The following is a 22,078-nucleotide window of genomic DNA, read 5'->3' on the forward strand; positions in this document are numbered from 1 at the left end:
CCCTACACTGGCGCCGTTCATGGTGGCCCGCTCCGACCGCAAGTCGTGGCAAAGCCTGTCAGAAAGTTGCAAACATGTGGTTACCCCGCAGGCACAAACGCAAAGATACTGCCCCTGGCATCTTCATGCCGGACCGGCGCGGGGTGATTGCAGGGGCCTTGGGGTGGCTTGCGCTCGCGCCCGGGCTGCGCGCGCAGGGAACGGGACTGGCCGACGACCTGGTCCGCGCATTGCAGGCTGCGCTCGAAGGCGATGCGGCCGCGACGGCGCAACGGATTTTTGCCGAGGCCGATACCGGGATCATCGCGCAGGTCGTGCTTGGGCCGGCGGCAGCCGATCTGGAACCTGCGACCCTGCGCAGGGTCGGAACCCATTATGCGCAGCGCATGGCGGGTGTCCTTTCGGACCGGATCGCACGGCAGGGCGGGGAATCGGTGATCCTTGTCTCTGCGGGGCAGGTGCGGCGCTATCATGAGATTGTGATAGAGATCCGTTCCGGCTCGGGAGGGGCGACGATACTGCGCTGGCACGCCTCGGACCGCACGGGGCGGATGCGGCCCTTCAACCTCTTGATCGGGTCCGAGAACCTTCTGGCGCAGCAACGCGATGGCTTTGCCGCGGCCTTGTCAGGGGCGGGCGGGGATGTCGCCGCGGCGCTGGAGAGGCTGGGCATCCGCTGAGCCCGGACGGGCGCGGTGGCGCGCCGGGAATGGGATGCGTAGTGGCGTGAAACCTCCGCCTGCTGGCCCCTTGGACCCATCGCGGCAGGCCGGCCCCGGACAAAACCGCTTGACCTTTCGGGCCGGGGTCTGTTGAACCGGCGCTGCAAAACAAGGACAGGTGGTGGTCCCTCATGGGTGATCAGAACAAAAATCTCCTGCTCGCCACGGCGCTGAGCTTTATCGTGATCCTCGTCTGGTTCGTCCTGTTCCCGCCCGAACAGCAGGCGATGGACCCGATTGCCGACGGTGCGGTTGCGGAACAGGCCGGTGGGGTCGCCCCTGCGCCACCCACGGGGCTGGACGGCGCCGGGATTCCCGATGCGCCCAGCGAGGTTGCCGCCGAGATCCCCCGCGTCGCGATCGAGACGCCGCGGCTTGCCGGATCGATCTCGCTTCAGGGCGGGCGGATCGACGACCTTCTTTTGCGCGACTACCGGGAAACCACCGACCCCGATTCCGCGAATGTGCGCCTCTTGCAGCCGGTCGGCGGCCAAAGCGCCTATTACGCCCTTTACGGCTGGTCGCCGGGCGGCTCGCTGGGCTTTGAGGATGTGCCGGACGCCAGCACGATCTGGACGCTGGCCGAAGGCGAAGTTCTTGCGCCGGGCCAGCCCGTTGTTCTGACATGGGAAAACGACAGCGGCCTGACCTTTACACGCCGGATCGAGATCGACGAGAACTTCCTCTTCACCGTCACCGAGGGCGTCTCGAACGCGGGCGAGGCGGCGGTGCGCATGACGCCTTATGGCATCGTCGCGCGCCATGGGCGCCCCGACACTGTCGATTTCTTCATCCTGCACGAAGGCGTCGTGCAGATGAGCGATGGCAGCCTCGAAGAATCGAAATACCGCCACATGGCCGATTTCCCGGTGGTGGAACGGGAACGCGCCCGTGCCGAGATCACGGAGGTCACCTCGAACGGGTGGATCGGGTTTACCGACAAATACTGGATGACGACGCTGATCCCGACCCCGGGCCAGCCCTTTACGGCGGTGTCGAAATACGTCCCCAACGCCGACATCTACCAGACCGAGACTCGTCTGCCCGCCGTGACGGTTGAACCCGGCCAGTCCGCCGAGATGCAGACCATGCTCTTTGCCGGCGCGAAAGAGTGGGAGACGATCCGCAACTATCAGAACGATCTCGGCATCGACCGTTTCATCGATTCGATCGACTGGGGATGGTTCTTCTTCCTGACCAAGCCGATCTTTGCCGTGCTGCACTGGCTCAACGGGTTCATCGGCAACATGGGCTGGTCGATCATCGCGCTGACGCTGATCCTCAAGGCGATCCTCTTTCCGCTGGCCTACAAGTCCTATGTCTCGATGGCCCGGATGAAGGAACTTCAGCCCGAGATGGAAAAGCTGAAAGAGCGCGCCGGCGACGACCGCCAGAAGCTCCAGCAGGAAATGATGACCCTTTATCGCGAGAAAAAGGTGAACCCCGCCGCGGGCTGTCTGCCGATCCTGCTGCAGATCCCGATCTTCTTCTCGCTCTACAAGGTGATCTTTGTAACGATCGAGCTGCGGCACGCGCCGTGGATCGGCTGGATCGACGATCTGTCGGCCCCCGATCCGTCGTCGATCTTCAACCTCTTCGGCCTCTTGCCCTGGGCCGCACCGGTGCCGGGCAGCTTCCTTGCGCTGATCTTCATCGGGATCATGCCGATCGTGCTGGGCGTGTCGATGTGGTTGCAGCAAAAGCTGAACCCCGCCCCCACCGATCCGACGCAGAAGATGATCTTTGCCTGGATGCCGTGGATCTTCATGTTCATGCTGGGACACTTTGCCTCGGGGCTGGTGCTCTACTGGATCGCGAACAACGTGATCACCTTCACGCAGCAATACATCATCATGCGCAGCCATGGGCATAAGCCGGATCTGTTCGGAAACATCGTCAGCGGGTTCAGACGGACTCCGCAGGCCAAATGACGGGGCGGCTGACACATATCTGCCGGCATCCGGTCAAGTCGGTCGGATACGAAGAGCTGGAGGGCGCGCTTCTGGAACGGGGGCGCGCCCTTGCCCATGACCGGGAATGGGCCATCAGCCATCAGGCGGCCAAGTTCGGCGCCGAACCGGACGGCTGGGCGCCCAAGATGAACTTTCTGCGCGGCGTCAGCGGGCATGAGCTCATGGCCATCCGCGCGCTGCGCCATCCCGACGGCGCCGTGACACTGACCCATCACCGGCAGGGCGAAATCACCGTCGCGCTGCCCGGCGATGCGGATGCGCTGATCGACTGGTTGCGTCCGCTCTGGCCCGAAAACCGCCCGGCGCCGCGGGCGCTGCATCGGGTGCCGGAACAGGCGATGACCGACCGGCCAGAGCCCTTCGTCTCGGTCCTGAGCCTTGCGTCCAACGCGGATCTGGGCGCGCGGATGGGGGCTGACCTGTCGATCCACCGCTGGCGCGGCAACCTCTGGATCGACGGGTGGGAGCCGTGGGCGGAACATGACCTGGTCGGCCGGGAAATTGTCATCGGCGCGGCGCGCCTGCGGGTGATGCAGCGGATCACCCGCTGCATGGCGACGACGGTCAACCCGGACACGGGCCGGTCGGATGCCGATACGCTGGGCGCGCTGGAAGCGGCGTTCGGGCACAAGGACTTCGGGGTTTATGCCCTGATCGAGCAGGGCGGCCAGATCGCCCCCGGCGACGTGGTCAGGATAATCTGATTGGATGATGGGACGGAACCCGCCGGTACCCATCGCAAAACGCCCATCGCAAAACAAACGAGTAACGAGATGAAACTGCCCTTTCCGCTCACGACGATCGACGACCCGGAGGCGCTGGAAAAGGGCCGGCTGCTCTTTGCCGGGCCGGTCGATTTCCTCAAGGGCGTCGTGGCGATGGACGGCTTGCCGCCCGCCGACCGGATCGAGGTCTGTTTTGCCGGCCGGTCCAACGTGGGTAAATCGAGCCTGATCAACGCATTGACCGGACGCAAGGCGCTGGCCCGCGCATCGAACACGCCCGGCCGGACGCAAGAGATCAACTTTTTCACCGCCGGCACGGATCATTATCTCGTCGATCTGCCCGGTTACGGCTATGCCGAGGCGCCCGTGGCGATCGTTGCCAATTGGCAAGAATTGCTCCGGGCCTATCTGTCGGGGCGCCAGACCCTGCGGCGTGCCTTTGTTCTCATCGACATGCGGCATGGGGTAAAGGCCGTGGACGAAGAGATCATGCGCCTGCTGGACCGGTCGGCCGTGACCTTTCAGGTGGTGATGACCAAGGCGGACAAGGTCAAGGCCGCCGATCAGGCAAAGGTTCTGGATCAGGTGCGGGGCGCGCTGGCCAAGCACCCGGCGTCCTATCCCGAGATCGTCGTGACCTCTTCGGAAAAGGGCGAGGGGATCGAGACGTTGCGCGCGATCATCGCCACGCTCGAATGATCAGACATGCTGGGCGCCATTGACCTCGATCTCGGCGCCGGAAATGTAGCTCGACCGGTCCGAGCAGAGGAAAAAGATCGCGTCCGCGACCTCTGACGGCTGGCCGAGGCGCTGCATCGGCAGCTTTTCCACGATCTTGTCAGTGCCGGGCGACAGGATCGCGGTCTCGACCTCGCCGGGCGCGATGGCATTCACCCGCACGCCCATCGGGCCGAAATCATGCGCCATCTCCCGCGTGAGGGCCGCGAGCGCCGCCTTTGAGGTCGCGTAGGCCGCCCCGGCAAAGGGGTGCACGCGGCTTCCGGCGATAGAGGTCACGTTCACGACCGATCCCTTGGCTGCCGCGAGTTCATCGCGCAGGCCCCGCGCCAGAACGACGCTTGCGAAGAAGTTGACGTGAAAGACCTGCCCCCAGGTCCTCAGGTCGGTTTCCAGCGTGTTGAGCCGCCCGCCATCCGGCCCTTTGGGCGAAATGCCGGCATTGTTGACCAGCGCGTGGAGCCGGCCATTCAGCTTGTCGCGGATGACCGCTATGGCCTCGATCGTATTCTTGGGATCGGCAAGGTCGATCTGGATGTGGTTTTCCTCACCCCCTGGCCAGGGGCAGCGTGGGTCGAAGGGGTGCCGCGAACAGGTCAGCACGCGCCAACCCTCGGCCGAGAACCGTTTGACCGTGGCATGACCGATTCCCCGGGAGGCCCCGGTCAGCACCAGCGTTTTCTGTTCGGACATGCGATGCTCCTGCCGCGTCCCGCAAATCCTAGCGTTTCGGGCGGGAAAGACAATGCACCGCTTGCTGTCCGCCGGCTCTTGGCTCCGGCCGTCCCCCGCGCTACGAATGGCCGGCAAAGACGGACCCGACCATGAAGAAGCAGCTTGCCATGACGCGCGATCCCCAGGCCACTGCCCGGACCTTGTCCGAGGCTCTTCCCTATCTTCAGCGCTATACGGGCGCGGTCGTCGTCATCAAGTTCGGCGGGAATGCGATGGGCGACGATGCCGCGATGGCCGAATTCGCCCGCGACATCGTGCTGATGCGGCAGGTTGGCGTGAACCCGGTGGTGGTGCATGGTGGCGGGCCGATGATCAACGACCTGCTGGGCAAGCTGGGCATCACGTCGGACTTCGTGCGGGGCAAGCGCGTGACCGACAAGGCAACGGTCGAGGTGGTCGAGATGGTGCTTTCCGGTCTGGTGAACAAGCGGATCGTGCAGGCGATCAACGACCAGGGCGGGCGCGCGGTCGGGATATCGGGCAAGGACGACGACCTGATGGTCTGCGAGCCGGACGACCCCGAGCTTGGCTATGTCGGTCGCCCGGTCGAGATGAACGTGCAGGTGCTGCGCGATCTTTACAACGCGGGCATCATCCCCGTGGTGGCGCCGGTCGGGACGGGGATCGAGGATAACGAGACCTTCAACGTCAACGGCGACACGGCGGCGGGGGCCATTGCCGGGGCGCTGCAGGCGGACCGGCTGCTGCTGCTGACCGACGTATCGGGGGTGAAGGACGAAAGCGGCGCGGTCGTGACGCAGCTTTCCCCGGAGCAGGTGCGGGACCTGACGGATCGCGGCGTGATCGCCGGCGGCATGATCCCCAAGACGGAAACGGCGCTGGCGGCGCTGGAAAAAGGCGTGCGCGCGGTGGTGATCCTTGATGGTCGTATCCCCAATGCCTGCCTGCTGGAGCTTTTTACCGACCATGGGGCGGGCAGCCTCATCCGCTCGACCGAGCCGCGCGTGAAGCCGCGCACCTGATGGATCACGACGCGATCGCCGCACTGGCTGCGTCGCATCATCTGGCGATCATGGGCGGTTTTCATCCTGCGGCGGGCGAGGGGCCGCAAGGCGCGGGCACCGTTCTGCTGCTGGGACCCGCCGAACCCGGGTTCTGGCCGCATGTCACCGCCGAGCCGGAGTTTCTGGACGGCGCCCCCGACCCCCTGGATCGCTGGTCGCTGCGGGTGATCGGGGCGCTGGCAGGCGCGCTCGACGCGCAGGCGGCCTTTCCCTTTGGCGGGCCGCCGTTCCACCCCTTTTTCCGCTGGGCCATCGCGAGCGGGCGTGCCTTTCCGTCGCCGGTGCAATTGCTGGTGCATGACGCGGCGGGGCTTTTCGTGTCATATCGCGGGGCCTTGATCCTGCGGCAGCGGATTGCGCTGCCCGATCCGCCTGCGTCCTCGCCCTGTGAAACTTGCCCCCGCCCCTGCATCGCCGCCTGTCCCGTGGGCGCGCTGACGGGGCAGGGATATGATCTGGACCGCTGCCATGACTGGCTCTCGGGGCCGAATGACTGCATGACGCGGGGCTGCGCCGTCCGGCGGGCTTGCCCCCTGTCGCAGCGCCATGGCAGGCTGGAGGTCCAGTCCGCCCATCACATGAGTTATTTTCACCGATGACCCTGCGCCTCATCCTCATGCGCCATGCAAAATCGAGCTGGGACGACCCCGCGCAGGCGGATTTCGACCGTCCGCTGAATGCGCGCGGCCGGGCGGCGGCGCCGGCGATGGCGGACTGGCTGGCGTCGCGGGGCGAACGGGCGGGGCAGGCGCTCGTGTCATCCGCCGCCCGGACGCGCGAGACATTTGCGGCGGTTACCGGCGCCGTCGGCGGGCCCGAGGTTCTGTTCGCCGATGCGCTTTACCTTGCCGGGCCGGACGTGATGTTGCGTTGCCTGCGGCAGGCGCGGGCAAAGAACGTCATCATGATCGGGCATAATCCCGGTATCGCGGCCTTTGCGGCGGCATTGGTTCAGCAGGCGCCGGCCCATCCGGATTTCGACCGCTATCCGACCTGCGCGACGTTGATCGCCGAATTTTCCCAGTCCGACTGGGCGGGGGTCGGCTTTGGCGCGGGTCGCGCAGTTGCCTTTGCCACACCCCGGACACTGGACAGCGGCGTCTGGGTTGCCTAATTGGGCTGGATGGCCCAGAAATCCGACCCCAATTCAAAGATCATCGCCGAAAACCGCCGCGCGCGGTTCGACTACGCGATCGAGGATGACCTCGAATGCGGGATCATCCTGACCGGGTCCGAGGTCAAGAGCCTGCGCAAGGGCCAGTCGAACATCGCCGAAAGCTATGCGAGCGTCGAACAGGGGGAGCTGTGGCTCATCAACTCCTACATCGCGGCCTATGCGCAGGCGGGCGTCTTTGGCCATGAGGAACGGCGCAAGCGCAAGCTTCTGGTCAAGCAACGGGAACTGGCGCGGCTCTGGGCGGCGACGGCCAAACAGGGCATGACCCTTGTGCCGCTGGTCATGTATTTCAACGACCGGGGCATCGCCAAGCTGAAGATCGGCGTGGCCAAGGGCAAGAAGCTTGCCGACAAGCGCGCCACCAGCGCCGAACGCGACTGGAACCGCCAGAAACAGCGCCTGCTCAAGGAACACGGCTGACTTGCCTGCCCCGGCCCGCGGCGATATGCCGGAAGCGACAGAGGCGAGAAGGGGGGCGAGATGCAGGACGATCCGAAGACGCTGGTTTCCACCGACTGGCTTGCAGCGCATCTGCGCGACCCCGACCTGCGTATTCTCGATGCCTCATGGTATCTGCCCGATGCGGGCCGCAACGGGCGCGAGGAATATGAGGCGGCGCATATCCCCGGCGCGCGGTTTTTCGACATAGACGAGATTTCCGACCTCCGGTCGCCGCTGCCCCACACCGTGCCGCCGGTCGAAAAGTTCATGAGCCGGATGCGCGCCATGGGCGTGGGCGATGGGCATCAGGTGGTCGTCTATGACGGGGCCGGGCTCTTTTCCGCGGCGCGGGTCTGGTGGCTGTTCCGCCTGATGGGCAAGCGCGACATCGCGGTGCTGGATGGTGGCCTGCCCAAATGGCGGGCCGGGGGGCACCCGGTCGAGGATCTGCCGCCTGTCATCCGCGACCGCCACATGACGGTGTCGCGGCAAAGCCAGCTCATCAAGGATGTGACGCAGGTGGCGGCGGCCTCCAAGCTCGGGGATCATGAGATCATCGACGCCCGCTCGCCGGCGCGGTTTCGGGGTGAGGTGCCGGAACCCCGGCCCGGTCTTCGCGCCGGCCATATTCCGGGGTCCAGGAACGTGCATTATGCAACCCTGCTGAACGAAGACGGGACGATGAAACCCCCCGCCGAGCTGCGCGGCGTGTTCGAGGGGGCCGGCGTCGACCTGACCAAGCCCGCGATCACCAGCTGCGGGTCGGGCGTGACGGCGGCTATCCTGTCGCTGGCGCTTGAACGGATCGGCCATCGGGACCATTCGCTTTATGACGGGTCCTGGGCCGAATGGGGAATGTATGGCGACCTGAAGGTGGAGAAGGGCTGAACATGTTCGAAACGCTGCGGCCGCAAAGCCCCGACAAGATCATCCGCCTGATGCAGATGTTCCGCGATGATCCGCGCATGGGCAAGATCGACCTTGGCGTCGGTGTCTGGCGGAACGCGGCCGGCCAGACGCCCGTGATGGCGGCCGTCAAGGCGGCCGAACGCCATCTGGTCGAGACGCAGGAAAGCAAATCCTACGTGACGCTTGCGGGTGATGCCGGTTTTCTGGAGGCGATGCGGGGCCTTCTGCTGGGCGATGCGGTGCCCGCGGCGCGGGTGGCCGCGGCGGGCACGCCGGGCGGCACAGGGGCGGTGCGGCAGATTCTGGAACTCGTCCGCCTTGCGCGGCCCGATGCGACCGTCTGGATCAGTGAACCGACCTGGCCCAACCACCCTGCACTGATCGACACGGTGGGGCTGCGGCGGAAGAGCTATCGTTATTACGACGCGGAAACCGGGGCGCTCGATCGCGCGGGCATGATGGCGGATCTGGCGCAGGTCGGGCCGGGCGATGTGGTTCTGCTGCATGGGTGCTGCCACAACCCGACGGGGGCGGACCTTGCACGGGACGACTGGCGGCAACTCGCCACCCTGCTGGCGGAACGTGGGTCGGTGCCTTTTGTCGATATGGCCTATCAGGGATTCGGTGCCGGGCTTGAGCAGGACGCCGACGGGCTGCGCCTGATCGCCGCGCAGGTACCTGAGGTTCTGATCGCCGCAAGCTGTTCCAAGAACTTCGGGCTTTACCGGGATCGGGCCGGGCTTGCCATGGCGATCTGCCGGGATGCGCAGGCGCAAGGCGTGGTGCAGGGGATGCTCGCCTGGCTGAACCGGCAGAACTTTGCCTTTCCGCCGGATCATGGGGCGCGGGTGGTCCAGACGATTCTGGGCGATGCCGATCTGCGGGCGACCTGGCAGTCGGAACTGGAAACCATGCGGCTGGCGATGGATCGCAACCGGGCTGCGTTTGCCGACGCCCTGCGCCAGACCACGCGGTCGGACCGGTTCGGCTTTCTGCGGGATCAGCGGGGGATGTTTTCCCTGATCGGGATCGGCGCGCCCGCCATTGCTCGGCTGCGCGAAGAGCATGGCATCTACCTGATCGAGGACGGGCGCATGAATGTCGCCGGTCTGACCGACAGCACGATCCCGGTTGTGGCCGAGGCGATCGCCGCCAGCATCTGATAAAAAGGCCCGGACCAAAGGTCCGGGCCAGTCCTCAAGGCTGATGGAAGGAGGAGATCAGCCTTTGGAAAAGTCGGGATAGGCCTCCATCCCCAGTTCGGACATGTCGAGACCGGTGATCTCGGCTTCCTGATCGGCCCGCATGCCCATGATGGCCTTGACGATGAGCCAGACCACACCCGAGGCGACGACAACGAAGATCGCCGTTGCGATGATGCCGGTCAGCTGCGCACCGAGAGAAGCCTCATCGTTCGAGAGAACGACAGCGATGGTGCCCCAGATGCCGGCGATCAGGTGAACCGGGATCGCGCCGACCACGTCGTCGATCTTGAGCTTGTCGAGCATCGGCACCGCAAAGACCACGATGATACCGCCGATCGCACCGATGATCGTCGCAAGGCCGAGGCCCGGCGTCAGCGGTTCCGCGGTGATCGAGACCAGACCCGCCAGCGCGCCGTTAAGCACCATGGTGAGGTCGGGCTTCTTGTAGAGCACCGTGGTCAGGATCAGCGCCGCAATGGCACCACCGGCTGCGGCGGTGTTCGTGTTGGCCATGATCCGCGCAACGTCAGCGACGTCCCCGATCGTGCCCATCGCAAGCTGCGAGGCACCGTTGAAGCCGAACCAGCCCATCCACAGGATGAACGTGCCCAGCGTCGCGAGCGCAAGGTTCGAACCCGGCATCGGCACGGTGCGGCCATCGCGATAGCGGCCGATCCGCGGCCCGAGGATGAGCGCGCCGGTCAGCGCGGCCCAGCCGCCGACGGAGTGAACGATGGTCGAGCCGGCAAAGTCGGAGAAGCCCGCTTCGTCCAGCCAGCCGCCGCCCCAGGTCCAGGAGGCCTGCATCGGGTAGATGAGCGCGGTCAGCACGATCACGAAGACCAGGAAGGGGCTCAGCTTGATCCGCTCGGCCAGCGTCCCGGACACGATCGAGGCGGTCGTGGCGCAGAACATAAGCTGGAAGAAGAAGTCCGAGCTCGTCGAGGCATAGGAGACATCGTCGGCAAGTTCGGCCGTGACACCCACCGGTTCCAGCCCCGCGGTGCCAAGCGCCCCCAGCCAGCCCTCGATCATCCAGGCATCGCCGGGATACATGATGCTGTAGCCGATCAGGTAGTAGAAGATCGCGGCGAGCGAGAAGAGCGCCACGTTCTTCATCAGCTGCATCGTCACGTTCTTGGACCGGACAAGCCCAGCCTCGAGCATGGCAAAGCCCGCGGCCATCCAGAACACCAGAATACCGCCCAGGATGAACAGCAGCGTGTTGAAGATGAAGACCATCTCGGTGTTGAGCGCCTCAAGCGCCCCGTCCGCAGCGGTCGCCTCGACAGCGTCGACGGCCTCGGCCGCCTCCTGTGCGAAGCCGAGTGCGGGAATGGCCGTCAGCGCGGCCCCCAGCACCAGATATTTCGTCAGTTTCATTTCTTTCCCTCTCCTACCCGTTGCGGCTGCGTCAGAGCGCATCGTCGTTGAGTTCGCCCGTCCGGACCCGAACTGCCTGCTGCAGGTCGAGAACGAAGATCTTGCCGTCGCCGATCTTGTCGGTCTTGGCCGTTTTCTGGATCGTATCGACCACCTGATCGGCCATGGCCGAGCTGACGGCGATTTCCAGCTTTACCTTTGGGACGAAGTTCACGGCATATTCCGCGCCGCGGTAGATTTCCGTATGTCCCGATTGCGACCCGAAGCCCTTGATCTCGGTCACCATCATGCCGCGCACGCCGATGGCGGTCAGCGCCTCGCGGACCTCCTCGAGCTTGAACGGCTTGATCGCTGCTATGATGAGTTTCACGTCGTTTCCCTTCCCTTCGTCAGGAGCCCGCTGCGGCTGACGCCACAGCCAGAGAAGGCGCGGAGTTGCCGCCTAACTCAAGAAAATGAGCAAGGATTAGGCAGTTGCCGGAGGCGTGATATGCACAATTTTTGCACAAACAGGACGCTTCGCCTAAAAAGTGCGCTGTTCAAAAACCGAATCGTGAAAGGTTGCTTCTCCCCTTTTTCGCTGCGACGCGGTATGGTGGGGCAAAAGCAGGCACAATTAACACGGTCAGGCAGTTCATGAGTGGTTCGGGCAGAAAACCCCCCTTGGTGGCGGATCGTCGTTACGCGTCCCAGTCGAGGGCCGGCGCGGCGGCGAAATCGCGCAGCGCCGCCGGCAAGACGAAATCCGGTGCGACAGCGCGCAAGACCGCGCGCCGCAAGGCCCCGCGGGGCGGGTTTCTGGGGCGAATTTTCGGTGGGTTCTTCCGCCTGATCTTCCGCATCGTCTGGGGTGTCACCTGGCGGACCGGGGCGGTGGTCGGTGTCCTGCTGGGGCTTGCGACATTCTATTACTATTCGACCCTGCCGCCGGTGACGCAGCTTCTGGACGGTCGCAGCCGGGGTTCGGTGACGCTTCTGGACAATGAAGGCCGGGTCTTTGCCTGGCGGGGTGAGACGTTCGGCGGCCAGATCACCGCGCAGAACGTCTCCCCGCATCTTCAGCACGCGGTCGTGGCGACCGAGGACCGGCGTTTCTATCACCATCTGGGCGTCAGCCCCCGCGGCATCGCCAGCGCCGTGCGCATCAACCTGCGCGAGGGGCGGGGGCCGTTTTCCGGCAACGGCGGGTCCACGATCACGCAGCAGGTGGCCAAGCTTTTGTGCCTCGGCGTGCCCTTCGAGCGCGAAACCCAGACCGAGGCCGAATACGAGGCGGAATGCCGGGAATCCTCGGTCTGGCGCAAGATCAAGGAAGTTCCCTATGCGCTGGCGATGGAGGCGAAATACTCCAAGGATGAAATCCTGACGATCTACCTCAACCGCGCCTATCTGGGTGCGGGCGCGCGCGGCTTCGAGGCGGCGGCGCAACGCTATTTCGGCAAGTCGGCGAATGAGGTGAACCCGTCCGAGGCCGCGATGCTCGCGGGGCTGCTGGTGGCGCCGTCCTACTATGCGCCGACCCGCAACCTGGAACGGGCCCAGGGCCGGGCCAACGTGATCCTGGGGCTGATGGCGGAACAGGGCTATCTGACCTCGGCCGAGCTTTCGCAATCGCGGTCGAACCCCGCGCGTCTTTCCGAGGCGGCCGAGGCCCGGGCGGGCGGCTATTTCGCGGATTGGGTGATGGAGAGCGGGCCGTCCTTCCTTACGCGCGAAACGACCGAGGACGTGGTGATCCGCACGACGCTGGACCAGCGTCTGCAACGCGCGGCCGAAGAGGCGCTGGCGCATATCTTTGAAACCAAGGTTCGCGAAGGGTCCGAGGCGCAGGCGGCCATTGTCGTCATGTCATCGGACGGTGCAGTGCGTGCGATGGTGGGCGGACGCCGGACGCAGGTGTCCGGGGCGTTCAACCGCGCGACGCAGGCGCTGCGGCAGACGGGGTCGAGCTTCAAGCCATTCGTCTACGCCGCCGCGATGGATCTCGGCTATCACCCCAGCGACTGGGTCGAGGATTCGCCGCTGACGATCCATATCCCCGGCTCGGGGCCGTGGTCGCCCCGGAACTACACCAACGATTTCCGCGGGCAGGTGACGCTGACCGAGGCGTTCAAGCATTCGCTCAACATCCCGGCGATCCGGGTGTCCGAGGCGGTGGGGCGCGAAAATGTCCGCCGTGTCGCCGCCGAATTCGGGATTCGCAGCGACATGGCCCAGGGGCCGGCGCTGCCGCTGGGCGCGTCCGAGGCGACACTGGTCGAGATGACGGGCGCCTATGCCGGGTTGCTCAACGGCGGGAACGCGGTGCGGCCCTATGGCCTTTTGGAGCTGCGACTGGCGGGTGACAACCAGTTGCTGATCGGCAAGGAGGGCGGCATCCAGAACCGCGTCATCTCTGAGCGGGCGGCGCGGCTGACCACCTACATGATGCGCGAGGTCATCGAATCCGGCACAGGCACGCGCGCGCGCCTTCCCGACCGGGAGGCCGCGGGCAAGACCGGCACCACATCGGCGGCGCGCGACGCATGGTTCATCGGGTTCACGGCGGATTATGTCGCCGGCGTCTGGATGGGCTATGACGACAACACGCCGCTGAACGGGGTCACGGGCGGGGGTCTGCCGGCGGAAATCTGGCGCGAGGTGATGGTGCGGGTGCATGAAGGGCTTCCGGCGCATCCGCTTCCGCTGGACGTGCCCGAACCGCCGGTTCCGCTGGATGTGGTCGTGCGCCAGCATAGCAGTGGGGCAGCCCCCGCGCCGGTCGATCCCTATCGCGATCCGGCGACCGGAAATTACCCGGCGCAGGCGCAGCAACCGCAATCGCTGGACAATGCCATCGACCAGGTGCTGCGAGAGGTGCTGGGCACCTTCCTGCCGAACTGAGGCGCGCTTCCTTCTGTGCCTGTGACGGATGTCCTCGGGTCTTCGTCGCGGATCGCGGGTGACCGCCGGAGATTGGGTTGAACCGGGCTGATCGCGGTCACGTCCGGGGTTGCCGCGCCTCATGCGGCAGAGGGTAGCTGTGCGTGAGGTGCGGAGCCTCCGTAAGGCTGGTGAGACTGTTCGGAAGCGGTCGCAGCGCCTAGGTGCATGGCTTTACGTCGGGCCAATCGAGCTTGGGGTCGATCCGTACGGCGACGGTTCGCGGGTCAGAACCTGCATGATCAGCCCCGCGCCTCTGCCTTCAGGAAGGGCCGCCGCCCTCAGCCTATCGCTATGGCGCAGGACCGATCCGGTCAGGAGGCCCGGCGTCCGATCTGGGGCGTCTGGGTCAGCTTGGCACGGTGTTGTTCGATCCAGATCGTCGCGTCCGAAAGCCCCATCGGGCGGGCGATTCCGTAGCCCTGAACATGACCGCACCCGAGCTGGGCGAGCATCGTGTGTTCGCCGGTCGTTTCGACGCCCTCGGCCAGTGTGGTGAGGCCCAGTTGATCGGCGAGGCACAGGATCGCGGTGAGCATCCTTTGCTGATTCCGGTCCTGGTCCAGCCGGGTGACGAAGCTGCGGTCGATCTTGATCCGTCTCACGGGATAGCGGCGCAAAAGATCGAGCGCCCCGTGGCGCACCCCGAAATCGTCCAGATCGATGCCGCAGCCGATCGCGGAGAGGCTGCGCACGGTTTCCTCGATCGCGTCCTCATGGAGCGCCGCAGCGACCGTTTCCAGGATCTCGACGGTAAAGCGTGAGGGCGCAAGGTCGAACCGTTCCAGTTCCCACTGAAGCCGGGCCGTCAGGCGCGGATTGCGCAGGTCCGCCGCAGAGAGATTGACCGCGACCGTGGGCACATGCAGACTCATCGCATCCCAGCCTTTGATCGCCGAAAGCCCTTGGGCGATCATGATTTCGCTGAGGCGTTCCGATAGTCCGGCCGCCTCGATCGCGGGAAGAAACATCGCGGGCGCAAGCAGCCCCTGTTCGGGATGCTGCCATCGGGCCAGAACCTCCATCCCCGAGATCCGACCGGTGTCCGTGCTGAGCTGTGGCTGAAAGAACGCCCGGAATTCCCCACGTTCAAACGCTTTCCGGAGCAGTTCCGTCTCGGGCCGGGGCGGGGTGGCCCGTGCGGGGGCGGGCTGGTTCCGCCACCGTCGTTCCATGCTGGCGAGGGTCGCGGTCAGCGCGGGCAGGGTGACGGCGAGCAGAAGCAAAAGCCGTTCCCCCCCCAGCCAGTAGGAGCCGAGCGTGAGTGCAGGCAGAAGGGCGACCATTTCGGGGCGCAAGAGGGATTGCGCGACAGCCCGCCAGTTTATCCGCGTCATCTGTACCATCCGGCCTCCGCCCCTGGCCGGGAAACCGGCTCAGCCCTCACATCCTAGGCGCGAGAAGATGACTGGCAGGTTAATTCGGACCCGTCTTTTCGTCTTTCGACAGTGCGCGCATCAGACCAGTGAAATCGAAAAGGCCCGGGTCGGGCAGATGCGACGGGCGGACATTCATCAGCGCGCGGAACATGACCTGCCGGCGGCCCGGGCTGCGGGCCTCCCAGCCGTCGAGAATCTGCTTGACCTGCTGACGTTGCAGACCGTCCTGGCTCCCGCAAAGGTCGCAGGGAATGATCGGATAGTTCATCGCCCGCGCGAACCTGTCGCAATCCGCCTCGGCCACAAAGGCAAGCGGCCGGTAGACGAAGAGGTCCCCTTCCTCGTTCAGCAACTTGGGCGGCATCGTCGCAAGGCGCCCGCCATGAAAGAGGTTCATGAAAAAGGTTTCGAGGATGTCGTCGCGATGATGGCCCAGAACGACGGCCGAACAGCCCTCTTCCCTTGCGATGCGGTACAGGTTCCCACGCCGCAGCCGGGAACAGAGCGCGCAATAGGTCCGCCCCGCCGGGACCTTGTCCATCACGATGGAATAGGTGTCCTGATACTCGATCCGATGCGGGACCTTCATGCGGGTCAGGAAATCCGGCAGGACGGTGGCCGGAAAGCCCGGCTGGCCCTGATCGAGGTTACAGGCCAGCAGTTCCACCGGCAGAAGCCCCCGCCATTGCAGCTCATGCAGCACCGCCAGAAGCGTATAGCTATCCTTGCCGCCCGAGAGGCAGACGAGCCAGCGAGCGCCGCGTTCGATCATTCCGTATTGCTCGATCGCCTCGCGCACCTCGCGCACGATCCGCTTGCGCAGCTTGCGGAATTCGGTCGTGGCGGGGGCGCCATGGAACAGCGGGTGGATTTCGCGGCCCCCGTCGAGTCCGTCATCACGCCCGTCTTCAAGCCCCTCTTCAAGCATCGTGTTTCTCCGGAACGGGATCGTAGCCATTGCCGCCAAAAGGATGGCAGCGGCCGAGACGGCGAAGCGTCAGCCACCCGCCACGCAGCGCCCCGTGACGTTCGAGCGCCTCAAGCGCATAGGCGGAACAGGTGGGCTGATAGCGGCAGTTATGCCCGACCCACGGGGAGAAAATCAGGCGGTAGGCGCGAACCGGCAGCGAGAATATCTGCGCAAGCGGGCTCATTCCTTGGACCTTTTGGGGCGGTGGATCTGCTCTATCGCCCGCAGCAGGTCGCCGACCAGAAGGTCATAGGGGCGCGTGACCGTCGCACCGGGTCGGCCGACCAGAACGTAGTCCCAGCCGGGCTGCGCGGCGCCGGGCATCACCTGCCTCGCGATTGCCCGCAGGCGACGCTTGGCCCGGTTGCGCGTGACCGCGTTCCCGACCTTGCGCGAGCATGTGAAGCCCACGCGGATCGCGGCCCCCGGCCCGTCGCCGTCACGCTGCCGCGCCTGAAGCATGAAGCCGGCGGTTCCCTGCCGGCTTGCCTGCGCGGCCCGCAGGAAATCGGACCGGAGCTTGAGCGTTTCGATTGGACATGACAAAACCGCCGGTCCCCCTATGGGTTCGGCGCATTGGCCTGCCACGGGGATCGCCGACGGTGTCATGCCTTGCCTTTCGGCGCAGCTCAGGCCGACAGAACCTTCCGGCCCTTGGCGCGGCGCGCGTTCAGAACCTTGCGACCACCTTTGGTGGCCATGCGTGCCCGGAACCCATGGCGGCGGGCGCGGACGAGGTTGCTCGGTTGATAGGTGCGTTTCATCGCTCCACTCCGTCTTGGGAAGCCGGATTCGACCCGGCTTTATCGAAGCACGGCACATAGCCGCGGAACCGGACCGAGTCAATTCAGAACCGCCCGGTGCCGGCTCACTTTGACGGGTTCATTCCGACGGGATCCATGGCCCCTCGCTTCGTGACCGGTTCTGCTGGCCCGAATCCGTGCTGGCGGCTATCGTCGCCGGGTCGACAAAATGCGGGCGGAACCATGGGAAGACTATGGTGAATGGAAGGAAATCCGCGCGTTCCCAAGGAATGCGCACCGCGCTTTGGCGCATGCTCCCGGCGTTGACGATCGCGGTTGCGGCAATCCTTGCCTATTCGATGCTCAGCGACCGGTTGCGGTTCGAGACGCTGCATGAACATCATCTTTCACTGATCGAGTTCCGCGACCGCAACTATGGCTTGACCGTGGCGCTGTTTCTTGCAGCCTATGTCGCGATGGTGCTGACAACCTTGCCGGCGTTGCCGCTGACGCTGACCGGTGGTTTCCTCTTCGGGTTATTTCCGGGAGCATTCTTCAATCTTGGGGCCCTGACGGGTGGGGCGCTCTTGCTGTTTCTTGCTGTCCGGTCTGGTCTCGGCGGCCCATTCCTGCGCCTGCTGCGCACCGGCAGCGGGCGGATGCAGCGCAGCATGGAGCGGATAAGGGACAATGAAGTCCTCGTGCTTCTCTCGTTACGGATCTTGCCGGGCATCCCGCTGGCTGTGGGGAATGTTCTGGCGGCGCTGGTGCGGGTTCCTACCCTTCGCTTTGCGTGGACCACCGCGCTTGGGAGTCTGCCGGCCACGTTTCTATACACATGGATCGGGGCGGGCCTGGGCGAGATTCTGATGCAGGACGACCCGTCCGACGAGGCATTGCTAAGGGACCCGTTCGTGCTCGGCGCCCTCGCCGCGCTGGCGCTTGTGGTGATCCTGCCGGCGATCTATGTTTTCTGGAAGCAGAAACGAACGGGAATGGCCCGACCCTGAAATTGCGGACCGGGACTAAACAATTCCTTCGACGGAACCTATTTTCTGGCGAAAGTGTTTGATAATCCCCGCCGGCGGTGCTGGCCGTACCGTTTGGTGACCCTGAGGCGTTCGCATGTTTCTAAACAGCCTCTCGGGCCGGTTCCTGATGTTGACGGTGGTCTTCGTCATGCTGGCCGAGGTTTTGATTTTCCTGCCGTCCATCGCGCGTTTCCGCGAGGATTACCTGTTGCTGCGTCTGGAACGGGCACAGATCGCCTCGCTTGCGCTGCTGGCGACGGACGAGATGATATCGGAAGACCTGGAGCGCGAGCTTCTGTCCAATGCCGGGGTTTTCAACGTGGTCCTGCGACGGGACGAGATGCGCCAGCTGGTCCTGTCCTCGCCTCTGCCCTCGCCGGTCCATGCGACCTACGACCTGCGCGCGGCGAGCCCGCTCGACCTGATCCGCGATGCGCTGGACGTTCTGCGCAAACGGGAAAACCGGGTCATCCGGGTGATCGGCAACCCTGTGCAGGCGGCCGGCCTCCTGATCGAGGTCACGATCGAGACTGCGCCGCTGCGCGCGAACATGATCGAATACGCGTTGCGCATCCTTGCCCTGTCGGCGATCATTTCGGCGGTCACTGCCATATTGTTGTTCGTTGCGGTTCGGGTGCTGCTGGTGGCGCCGATCCGACGGCTGGTGGGGCACATGACCGCCTATGCCGAGGCACCCGAGGACGCACGGCGGATCATCGAACCGTCAGGCGGTGTGACCGAGGTGCGCGAGGCGGAGCAGGCGCTCCGCTCGCTCCAGACGCAGTTGACGGGGGCGTTGCGCCAGAAAGAGCGGCTGGCGCAGCTGGGCGGCGCGGTGGCGAAGGTCAGCCACGACCTGCGCAACATCCTGACGACCGCGACGCTGTTTGCCGACCGGATGGAGCGGAGCAATGACCCGGCGGTCGCCCGTGCGGCGCCCAAGCTGGTGGGGTCCTTATCGCGCGCCGTGAACCTTTGCGAAAGCACGCTTGCCTTTGGCCGGGCCGAGGAACCCGCGCCCCGGCTGGAACGGCTTTTCCTGCGCCTCCTGGTGGCCGAGGTGATCGAGAGCGAGCAGTTGGCGTCGCGGGAGGGCGAGCTCACCTTCATAACCGATGTCGCCCCCGGCCTCACGATTCGTGCGGACAGCGAACAGCTTTTCCGTGTTCTTTCGAATCTCGTCCGGAATGCCCGGCAGGCGATCGAGGCGACGGGCCGTCCGGGCACCATCGAAATCGGCGGCGGCGAGGATGAAGAAACCTGGTGGATCCGCGTCGGTGACACTGGGCCCGGGCTGCCGGAAAAGGCACGCGAGCACCTCTTTACCGCATTTCAGGGCGGGGCACGCAAGGGTGGCTTTGGTCTGGGGCTGGCAATATCGGCGGAACTGATCCGGGGGCATGGCGGACGTCTCGATCTGGTGCGGACCGATGAGGATGGAACAGAGTTCATCATCCGCCTGCCAAAAGCGGCTGCGGTGCTGGAAGTCGCGGCGCAGTGACGCCGTTCCGGGGCCGGGGGTTAGCCCAGCCCGATCCGCCGCCGGATATCCTCGTCCCGCAGCGAGACCTCCTGCCCCAGAAAATCGTCCGCCTCGGGGCCGCACATCCATAGCAAGGCCCGCGCGGCCCATTTGGGCGGAATATGCGCCGACCAGTCAAGCTGGCTGACGGGGTTGATCCCGCTTTGGCGGATCTGCTGCTGCATGTCGGTGGCGACGGTCCCGGGCGATAGGCTGAGCGCGCGTATGCCGTCCGCCCGCGCCTCCTGATCCGTCACCTTTGTCAGCATCAGCGCCCCGGCCTTCGAGGCGCAATAGGCGCTCCAACCTTCGCGTGGTGTGTGGGCAGCGCCGGAGCCGACAGTGAGGATCGTGCCGCCCCCCTGCGCGCGCATGACAGGAAGCGCGGCGCGCATCCCGTGATAAACGCCCTTGAGGTTGACGTCGATCGCCTGTCCCCAATCCGAGGCGTCCGCCTCTGCAAGGGATGCGATCGGCCCGATGATGCCGGCATTGTTGACCAGCACGTCAAGCGACCCGAACCGTTCATAGGCGGTCGCAACGGCGAGTTCCATCGAAGCGGGATCAGCGACATCCCCCGTTACGGCCAGGGCACCGGTTTCCTGCGACAGCGCATCGAGGCTTTCGCGATCCCGCGCCAGCAGCACAAGCCTCGCGCCGGCGGAAAAGAAGACCCTTGCCGTGGCCGCGCCGATACCGCGACTTGCGCCGGTGATCAGGATTACCTTGTCGCGCATGTCGTTCATCTTTATTCCTCTTTTATCAAGTCGCCAGCAAACTGTCGCCGATAGGGCGGAAAAGGGAAACCAATTTCCCGGACAGCGGGTTGACCGGCGGGGAAGTTACCGGAAATGTGCCGGCGCGGATGTCGGATGGATGAGGGTTTGAGTATGATCAATGTGGCAAGGACCTCGGGCAGGGCGATCTTTTTGGGGTTGATGGGGTCGGCCATCGGCACCGCTGTATTCGCAGACGTTACGGCAGAAGATGTCTGGGCGGATCAGGAAGAGATCCTTGCCTCGGTCGGTTATCAGATCACCAATGCCGAAACGCGCCGCGACGGCGACACGCTCATCGTGTCAGGCATCGAGATGACCATGTCTACCATGGCCCTGGAAGGCGCAGAGAGCGGCAGCACCATGACTATGGCGGACATGCGCCTGCGCGAACTGGGGGATGGCCGGGTCGAGATGACGGGCGGTAGCCCGATGATCCTCGAAATGACGATGACCGGCCCGGAAGGTGAGACGATCACCACGACCGGAACCATGGAATTCACCGATTTCGTCGCCATCGCCGAGGGCGATCCGGGTGCTGTCACCTATGAGTGGACGGCAGCGGCTTTCACCATGAGTGATATTTTTCTGACTCCCGAAGATCAGGGCGAAATAACCGCTGCGCTCGAGGTCCTCGCCCTGTCCGGCACAATGGGACGCACGGATGACGAAGGCGTCACCATGACCGCGCAGGCAGACTCGGCCGAGTATGTGTGGGAAGTAACCTCGGCCGAGGGCGGTGAGGTTCGCGCGGTGATCGCGATGGACGGGCTCGCGGCAGAGCAGGTGGTTTCCCTTGGTCTGTTTCAGGGCCAGCCGGAAGAATGGCTGGAGCGTTTGCGCACCGGCGGCTTCATGAGCGCGGATATGTCCGCAGCGAGTTTCACGGTGGATGTGAGCGGCGTCGACAACTCGGCGCAGCCCTTCGAATTCTCGGGGCAACTTCAGGATGGTCGCTTCGCCTTCGGCCTCGACAACGAAGGTGTCCTCTATGAGACCGGCACGAATGGCGGTGAGTTTTCGATGCTCGCAGGGGCGTTTCCCGTTCCGATCTCGGGCAGCGTGGCCGAGACGGGCACGACGCTTCGACTGCCGCTGGACGAAGCCCCGGAGCCGCAGGATTTCGAATTCGCGACCCGCTTTGTCGACCTGACGGTCAACGAAGAGGTCTGGGCGATGTTCGATCCCCAGGGGAACCTGCCCCGGGACCCGATCACGGCGGTGATCGACCTGGCGGGCACCGCGCTCTTGACGCATAGCCTGCTGAACCCCGAGACCTGGGAGCAGGAAGAGGCGCCGGGCCAGATCGAAAGCGTGACGCTGAACGAACTGCATGTCGGCGGGCTTGGCGCGCTTTTGACCGGCGTAGGCGCTTTCACCTTCGACAACGACGATCTGGTGACGTTCGAGGGGTCCCCGCGGCCTGAGGGGACGGCGGATCTGCGGCTGGTCGGTGGCAATGCCCTGATTGACCGGCTGGTCGGGATGGGTCTCTTGCCGCAGGACCAGGCGATGGGCGCACGCATGATGATGACGCTTTTCGCCCGCCCGGTTGAGGGCGAAGAAGACACGCTCACCTCGCGGATCGAGGTTAACGAGGCGGGTGAGGTTCTGGCAAACGGTCAGCGCATCCGCTGATCCGGCGGGACATCGCTTTGGAAGGGGGCCGCAAGGGCCCCCTTTTCGTTGGGCAGTGCGGCTA

General features: G+C 65.0%; 23 protein-coding genes. 14 read left to right on the plus strand and 9 right to left on the minus strand.

Going from position 1 to position 22,078, the window contains the following annotated elements:
* Positions 1-125 precede the first annotated feature (125 nt).
* The 4 genes from ACFSGJ_RS13445 to yihA all read left to right on the plus strand — a co-directional run bounded on the left by ACFSGJ_RS13445 (position 126) and on the right by yihA (position 4,119).
* On the plus strand, positions 126-680 hold the full coding sequence (locus tag ACFSGJ_RS13445; protein WP_390262726.1) for a hypothetical protein: 555 nt from the start codon (positions 126-128) through the stop codon (positions 678-680).
* A 173-nt stretch (positions 681-853) separates the two neighbouring features.
* The gene (gene yidC, locus ACFSGJ_RS13450; RefSeq protein ID WP_390262729.1) at positions 854-2,653 is read left to right on the plus strand and encodes a membrane protein insertase YidC; all 1,800 of its coding nucleotides are present in this window, start codon (positions 854-856) and stop codon (positions 2,651-2,653) included.
* Positions 2,650-3,399 carry an MOSC domain-containing protein gene (locus ACFSGJ_RS13455; protein ID WP_390262732.1) on the plus strand — a complete coding sequence of 250 codons (750 nt, stop codon included), beginning with the start codon at positions 2,650-2,652 and terminating at the stop codon, positions 3,397-3,399. The genes yidC and ACFSGJ_RS13455 overlap by 4 nt, the downstream gene beginning before the upstream one ends.
* A 69-nt stretch (positions 3,400-3,468) precedes the next feature.
* A complete protein-coding gene (gene yihA / locus ACFSGJ_RS13460; RefSeq protein WP_390262735.1) occupies positions 3,469-4,119 on the plus strand; it encodes a ribosome biogenesis GTP-binding protein YihA/YsxC in 651 nt (216 codons plus the stop codon).
* Here the strand turns inward: yihA and ACFSGJ_RS13465 are convergent, their stop codons facing one another.
* Entirely contained in the window at positions 4,120-4,851 is a 732-nt protein-coding gene (locus tag ACFSGJ_RS13465) for an SDR family NAD(P)-dependent oxidoreductase (protein ID WP_390262738.1), read from the minus strand.
* A 149-nt stretch (positions 4,852-5,000) separates the two neighbouring features.
* On the opposite strand from ACFSGJ_RS13465, the gene argB reads away from it, so the two are divergent.
* From argB to ACFSGJ_RS13495, 6 genes are read left to right on the plus strand one after another with little or no spacing between them, the layout of a single operon-like run.
* Complete coding sequence (gene argB, locus ACFSGJ_RS13470; RefSeq protein WP_390263116.1) at positions 5,001-5,876, plus strand: acetylglutamate kinase; 876 nt, start codon at positions 5,001-5,003, stop codon at positions 5,874-5,876.
* Entirely contained in the window at positions 5,876-6,517 is a 642-nt protein-coding gene (locus ACFSGJ_RS13475) for a ferredoxin (RefSeq protein WP_390262741.1), read from the plus strand. The genes argB and ACFSGJ_RS13475 overlap by 1 nt, the downstream gene beginning before the upstream one ends.
* On the plus strand, positions 6,514-7,032 hold the full coding sequence (locus ACFSGJ_RS13480) for a SixA phosphatase family protein (RefSeq protein WP_390262744.1): 519 nt from the start codon (positions 6,514-6,516) through the stop codon (positions 7,030-7,032). The genes ACFSGJ_RS13475 and ACFSGJ_RS13480 overlap by 4 nt, the downstream gene beginning before the upstream one ends.
* A 9-nt stretch (positions 7,033-7,041) precedes the next feature.
* Positions 7,042-7,515: an SsrA-binding protein SmpB gene (gene smpB, locus ACFSGJ_RS13485; RefSeq protein WP_390262747.1), complete on the plus strand. Its 474-nt coding sequence runs from the start codon at positions 7,042-7,044 to the stop codon at positions 7,513-7,515.
* 60 nt (positions 7,516-7,575) lie between these two features.
* Positions 7,576-8,424 (plus strand): 3-mercaptopyruvate sulfurtransferase, encoded by an 849-nt coding sequence (gene sseA / locus ACFSGJ_RS13490; protein ID WP_390262750.1) that lies wholly within the window; start codon positions 7,576-7,578, stop codon positions 8,422-8,424.
* A 2-nt stretch (positions 8,425-8,426) separates the two neighbouring features.
* Entirely contained in the window at positions 8,427-9,608 is a 1,182-nt protein-coding gene (locus tag ACFSGJ_RS13495) for an amino acid aminotransferase (protein WP_390262752.1), read from the plus strand.
* Positions 9,609-9,665: 57 nt separating this feature from the next.
* Here the strand turns inward: ACFSGJ_RS13495 and amt are convergent, their stop codons facing one another.
* Together amt and ACFSGJ_RS13505 are read right to left on the minus strand one after the other, a co-directional pair.
* Positions 9,666-11,033 (minus strand): ammonium transporter, encoded by a 1,368-nt coding sequence (gene amt, locus ACFSGJ_RS13500; protein ID WP_390262755.1) that lies wholly within the window; start codon positions 11,031-11,033, stop codon positions 9,666-9,668.
* Positions 11,034-11,064: 31 nt separating this feature from the next.
* Positions 11,065-11,403, minus strand: a complete 339-nt coding sequence (locus tag ACFSGJ_RS13505; protein ID WP_390262758.1) for a P-II family nitrogen regulator — start codon at positions 11,401-11,403, stop codon at positions 11,065-11,067.
* Between the two features lie 266 nt (positions 11,404-11,669).
* Here ACFSGJ_RS13505 and ACFSGJ_RS13510 point away from each other — a divergent pair, with 266 nt between their 5' ends.
* Positions 11,670-13,916 (plus strand): transglycosylase domain-containing protein, encoded by a 2,247-nt coding sequence (locus ACFSGJ_RS13510; protein WP_390262761.1) that lies wholly within the window; start codon positions 11,670-11,672, stop codon positions 13,914-13,916.
* A 353-nt stretch (positions 13,917-14,269) separates the two neighbouring features.
* On the opposite strand, the gene ACFSGJ_RS13515 is transcribed toward ACFSGJ_RS13510, so the two are convergent.
* The 5 genes from ACFSGJ_RS13515 to rpmH form a co-directional block, all read right to left on the minus strand.
* A complete protein-coding gene (locus ACFSGJ_RS13515) occupies positions 14,270-15,301 on the minus strand; it encodes an EAL domain-containing protein (RefSeq protein ID WP_390262764.1) in 1,032 nt (343 codons plus the stop codon).
* A 70-nt stretch (positions 15,302-15,371) separates the two neighbouring features.
* Positions 15,372-16,262, minus strand: a complete 891-nt coding sequence (gene ttcA / locus ACFSGJ_RS13520; protein WP_390262767.1) for a tRNA 2-thiocytidine(32) synthetase TtcA — start codon at positions 16,260-16,262, stop codon at positions 15,372-15,374.
* Positions 16,255-16,488 (minus strand): membrane protein insertion efficiency factor YidD, encoded by a 234-nt coding sequence (gene yidD, locus ACFSGJ_RS13525; protein ID WP_390262770.1) that lies wholly within the window; start codon positions 16,486-16,488, stop codon positions 16,255-16,257. The genes ttcA and yidD overlap by 8 nt, the downstream gene beginning before the upstream one ends.
* Entirely contained in the window at positions 16,485-16,913 is a 429-nt protein-coding gene (gene rnpA, locus ACFSGJ_RS13530) for a ribonuclease P protein component (RefSeq protein WP_390262773.1), read from the minus strand. The genes yidD and rnpA overlap by 4 nt, the downstream gene beginning before the upstream one ends.
* Positions 16,914-16,933: 20 nt before the next feature.
* Positions 16,934-17,068 (minus strand): 50S ribosomal protein L34, encoded by a 135-nt coding sequence (gene rpmH, locus ACFSGJ_RS13535; RefSeq protein WP_343081895.1) that lies wholly within the window; start codon positions 17,066-17,068, stop codon positions 16,934-16,936.
* 290 nt (positions 17,069-17,358) lie between these two features.
* On the opposite strand from rpmH, the gene ACFSGJ_RS13540 reads away from it, so the two are divergent.
* Positions 17,359-18,057 carry a TVP38/TMEM64 family protein gene (locus ACFSGJ_RS13540; RefSeq protein WP_390262777.1) on the plus strand — a complete coding sequence of 233 codons (699 nt, stop codon included), beginning with the start codon at positions 17,359-17,361 and terminating at the stop codon, positions 18,055-18,057.
* Between the two features lie 115 nt (positions 18,058-18,172).
* Positions 18,173-19,579, plus strand: coding sequence for a sensor histidine kinase (locus ACFSGJ_RS13545; protein ID WP_390262780.1), 1,407 nt, complete (start codon positions 18,173-18,175; stop codon positions 19,577-19,579).
* A gap of 20 nt (positions 19,580-19,599) precedes the next feature.
* On the opposite strand, the gene ACFSGJ_RS13550 is transcribed toward ACFSGJ_RS13545, so the two are convergent.
* Positions 19,600-20,346, minus strand: a complete 747-nt coding sequence (locus ACFSGJ_RS13550) for an SDR family oxidoreductase (protein WP_390262782.1) — start codon at positions 20,344-20,346, stop codon at positions 19,600-19,602.
* A gap of 144 nt (positions 20,347-20,490) precedes the next feature.
* Between ACFSGJ_RS13550 and ACFSGJ_RS13555 the strand changes: the two genes are divergently transcribed.
* Positions 20,491-22,014 (plus strand): DUF2125 domain-containing protein, encoded by a 1,524-nt coding sequence (locus tag ACFSGJ_RS13555; protein WP_390262785.1) that lies wholly within the window; start codon positions 20,491-20,493, stop codon positions 22,012-22,014.
* Positions 22,015-22,078: the final 64 nt, after the last annotated feature.

The sequence above is a fragment of the Halodurantibacterium flavum genome, assembly GCF_042681825.1.
Classification (GTDB): Bacteria; Pseudomonadota; Alphaproteobacteria; order Rhodobacterales; family Rhodobacteraceae; genus Halodurantibacterium; species Halodurantibacterium flavum.

What these genes read in the sequence shown, in the direction of transcription:
- ttcA (WP_390262767.1), bottom strand. Translation starts at nt 16,262, where the DNA reads ATGCTTGAAGAGGGGCTTGAAGACGGGCGTGATGACGGACTCGACGGG.
- ACFSGJ_RS13465 (WP_390262738.1), bottom strand. Translation starts at nt 4,851, where the DNA reads ATGTCCGAACAGAAAACGCTGGTGCTGACCGGGGCCTCCCGGGGAATC.
- ACFSGJ_RS13515 (WP_390262764.1), bottom strand. Translation starts at nt 15,301, where the DNA reads ATGGTACAGATGACGCGGATAAACTGGCGGGCTGTCGCGCAATCCCTC.
- yihA (WP_390262735.1), top strand. Translation starts at nt 3,469, where the DNA reads ATGAAACTGCCCTTTCCGCTCACGACGATCGACGACCCGGAGGCGCTG.
- yidD (WP_390262770.1), bottom strand. Translation starts at nt 16,488, where the DNA reads ATGAGCCCGCTTGCGCAGATATTCTCGCTGCCGGTTCGCGCCTACCGC.
- smpB (WP_390262747.1), top strand. Translation starts at nt 7,042, where the DNA reads ATGGCCCAGAAATCCGACCCCAATTCAAAGATCATCGCCGAAAACCGC.
- yidC (WP_390262729.1), top strand. Translation starts at nt 854, where the DNA reads ATGGGTGATCAGAACAAAAATCTCCTGCTCGCCACGGCGCTGAGCTTT.
- ACFSGJ_RS13495 (WP_390262752.1), top strand. Translation starts at nt 8,427, where the DNA reads ATGTTCGAAACGCTGCGGCCGCAAAGCCCCGACAAGATCATCCGCCTG.
- rnpA (WP_390262773.1), bottom strand. Translation starts at nt 16,913, where the DNA reads ATGACACCGTCGGCGATCCCCGTGGCAGGCCAATGCGCCGAACCCATA.
- ACFSGJ_RS13510 (WP_390262761.1), top strand. Translation starts at nt 11,670, where the DNA reads ATGAGTGGTTCGGGCAGAAAACCCCCCTTGGTGGCGGATCGTCGTTAC.
- argB (WP_390263116.1), top strand. Translation starts at nt 5,001, where the DNA reads ATGACGCGCGATCCCCAGGCCACTGCCCGGACCTTGTCCGAGGCTCTT.
- ACFSGJ_RS13540 (WP_390262777.1), top strand. Translation starts at nt 17,359, where the DNA reads ATGCTCCCGGCGTTGACGATCGCGGTTGCGGCAATCCTTGCCTATTCG.
- ACFSGJ_RS13545 (WP_390262780.1), top strand. Translation starts at nt 18,173, where the DNA reads ATGTTTCTAAACAGCCTCTCGGGCCGGTTCCTGATGTTGACGGTGGTC.
- ACFSGJ_RS13455 (WP_390262732.1), top strand. Translation starts at nt 2,650, where the DNA reads ATGACGGGGCGGCTGACACATATCTGCCGGCATCCGGTCAAGTCGGTC.
- rpmH (WP_343081895.1), bottom strand. Translation starts at nt 17,068, where the DNA reads ATGAAACGCACCTATCAACCGAGCAACCTCGTCCGCGCCCGCCGCCAT.
- ACFSGJ_RS13475 (WP_390262741.1), top strand. Translation starts at nt 5,876, where the DNA reads ATGGATCACGACGCGATCGCCGCACTGGCTGCGTCGCATCATCTGGCG.
- amt (WP_390262755.1), bottom strand. Translation starts at nt 11,033, where the DNA reads ATGAAACTGACGAAATATCTGGTGCTGGGGGCCGCGCTGACGGCCATT.
- ACFSGJ_RS13555 (WP_390262785.1), top strand. Translation starts at nt 20,491, where the DNA reads ATGATCAATGTGGCAAGGACCTCGGGCAGGGCGATCTTTTTGGGGTTG.
- ACFSGJ_RS13445 (WP_390262726.1), top strand. Translation starts at nt 126, where the DNA reads ATGCCGGACCGGCGCGGGGTGATTGCAGGGGCCTTGGGGTGGCTTGCG.
- ACFSGJ_RS13480 (WP_390262744.1), top strand. Translation starts at nt 6,514, where the DNA reads ATGACCCTGCGCCTCATCCTCATGCGCCATGCAAAATCGAGCTGGGAC.
- sseA (WP_390262750.1), top strand. Translation starts at nt 7,576, where the DNA reads ATGCAGGACGATCCGAAGACGCTGGTTTCCACCGACTGGCTTGCAGCG.
- ACFSGJ_RS13550 (WP_390262782.1), bottom strand. Translation starts at nt 20,346, where the DNA reads ATGAACGACATGCGCGACAAGGTAATCCTGATCACCGGCGCAAGTCGC.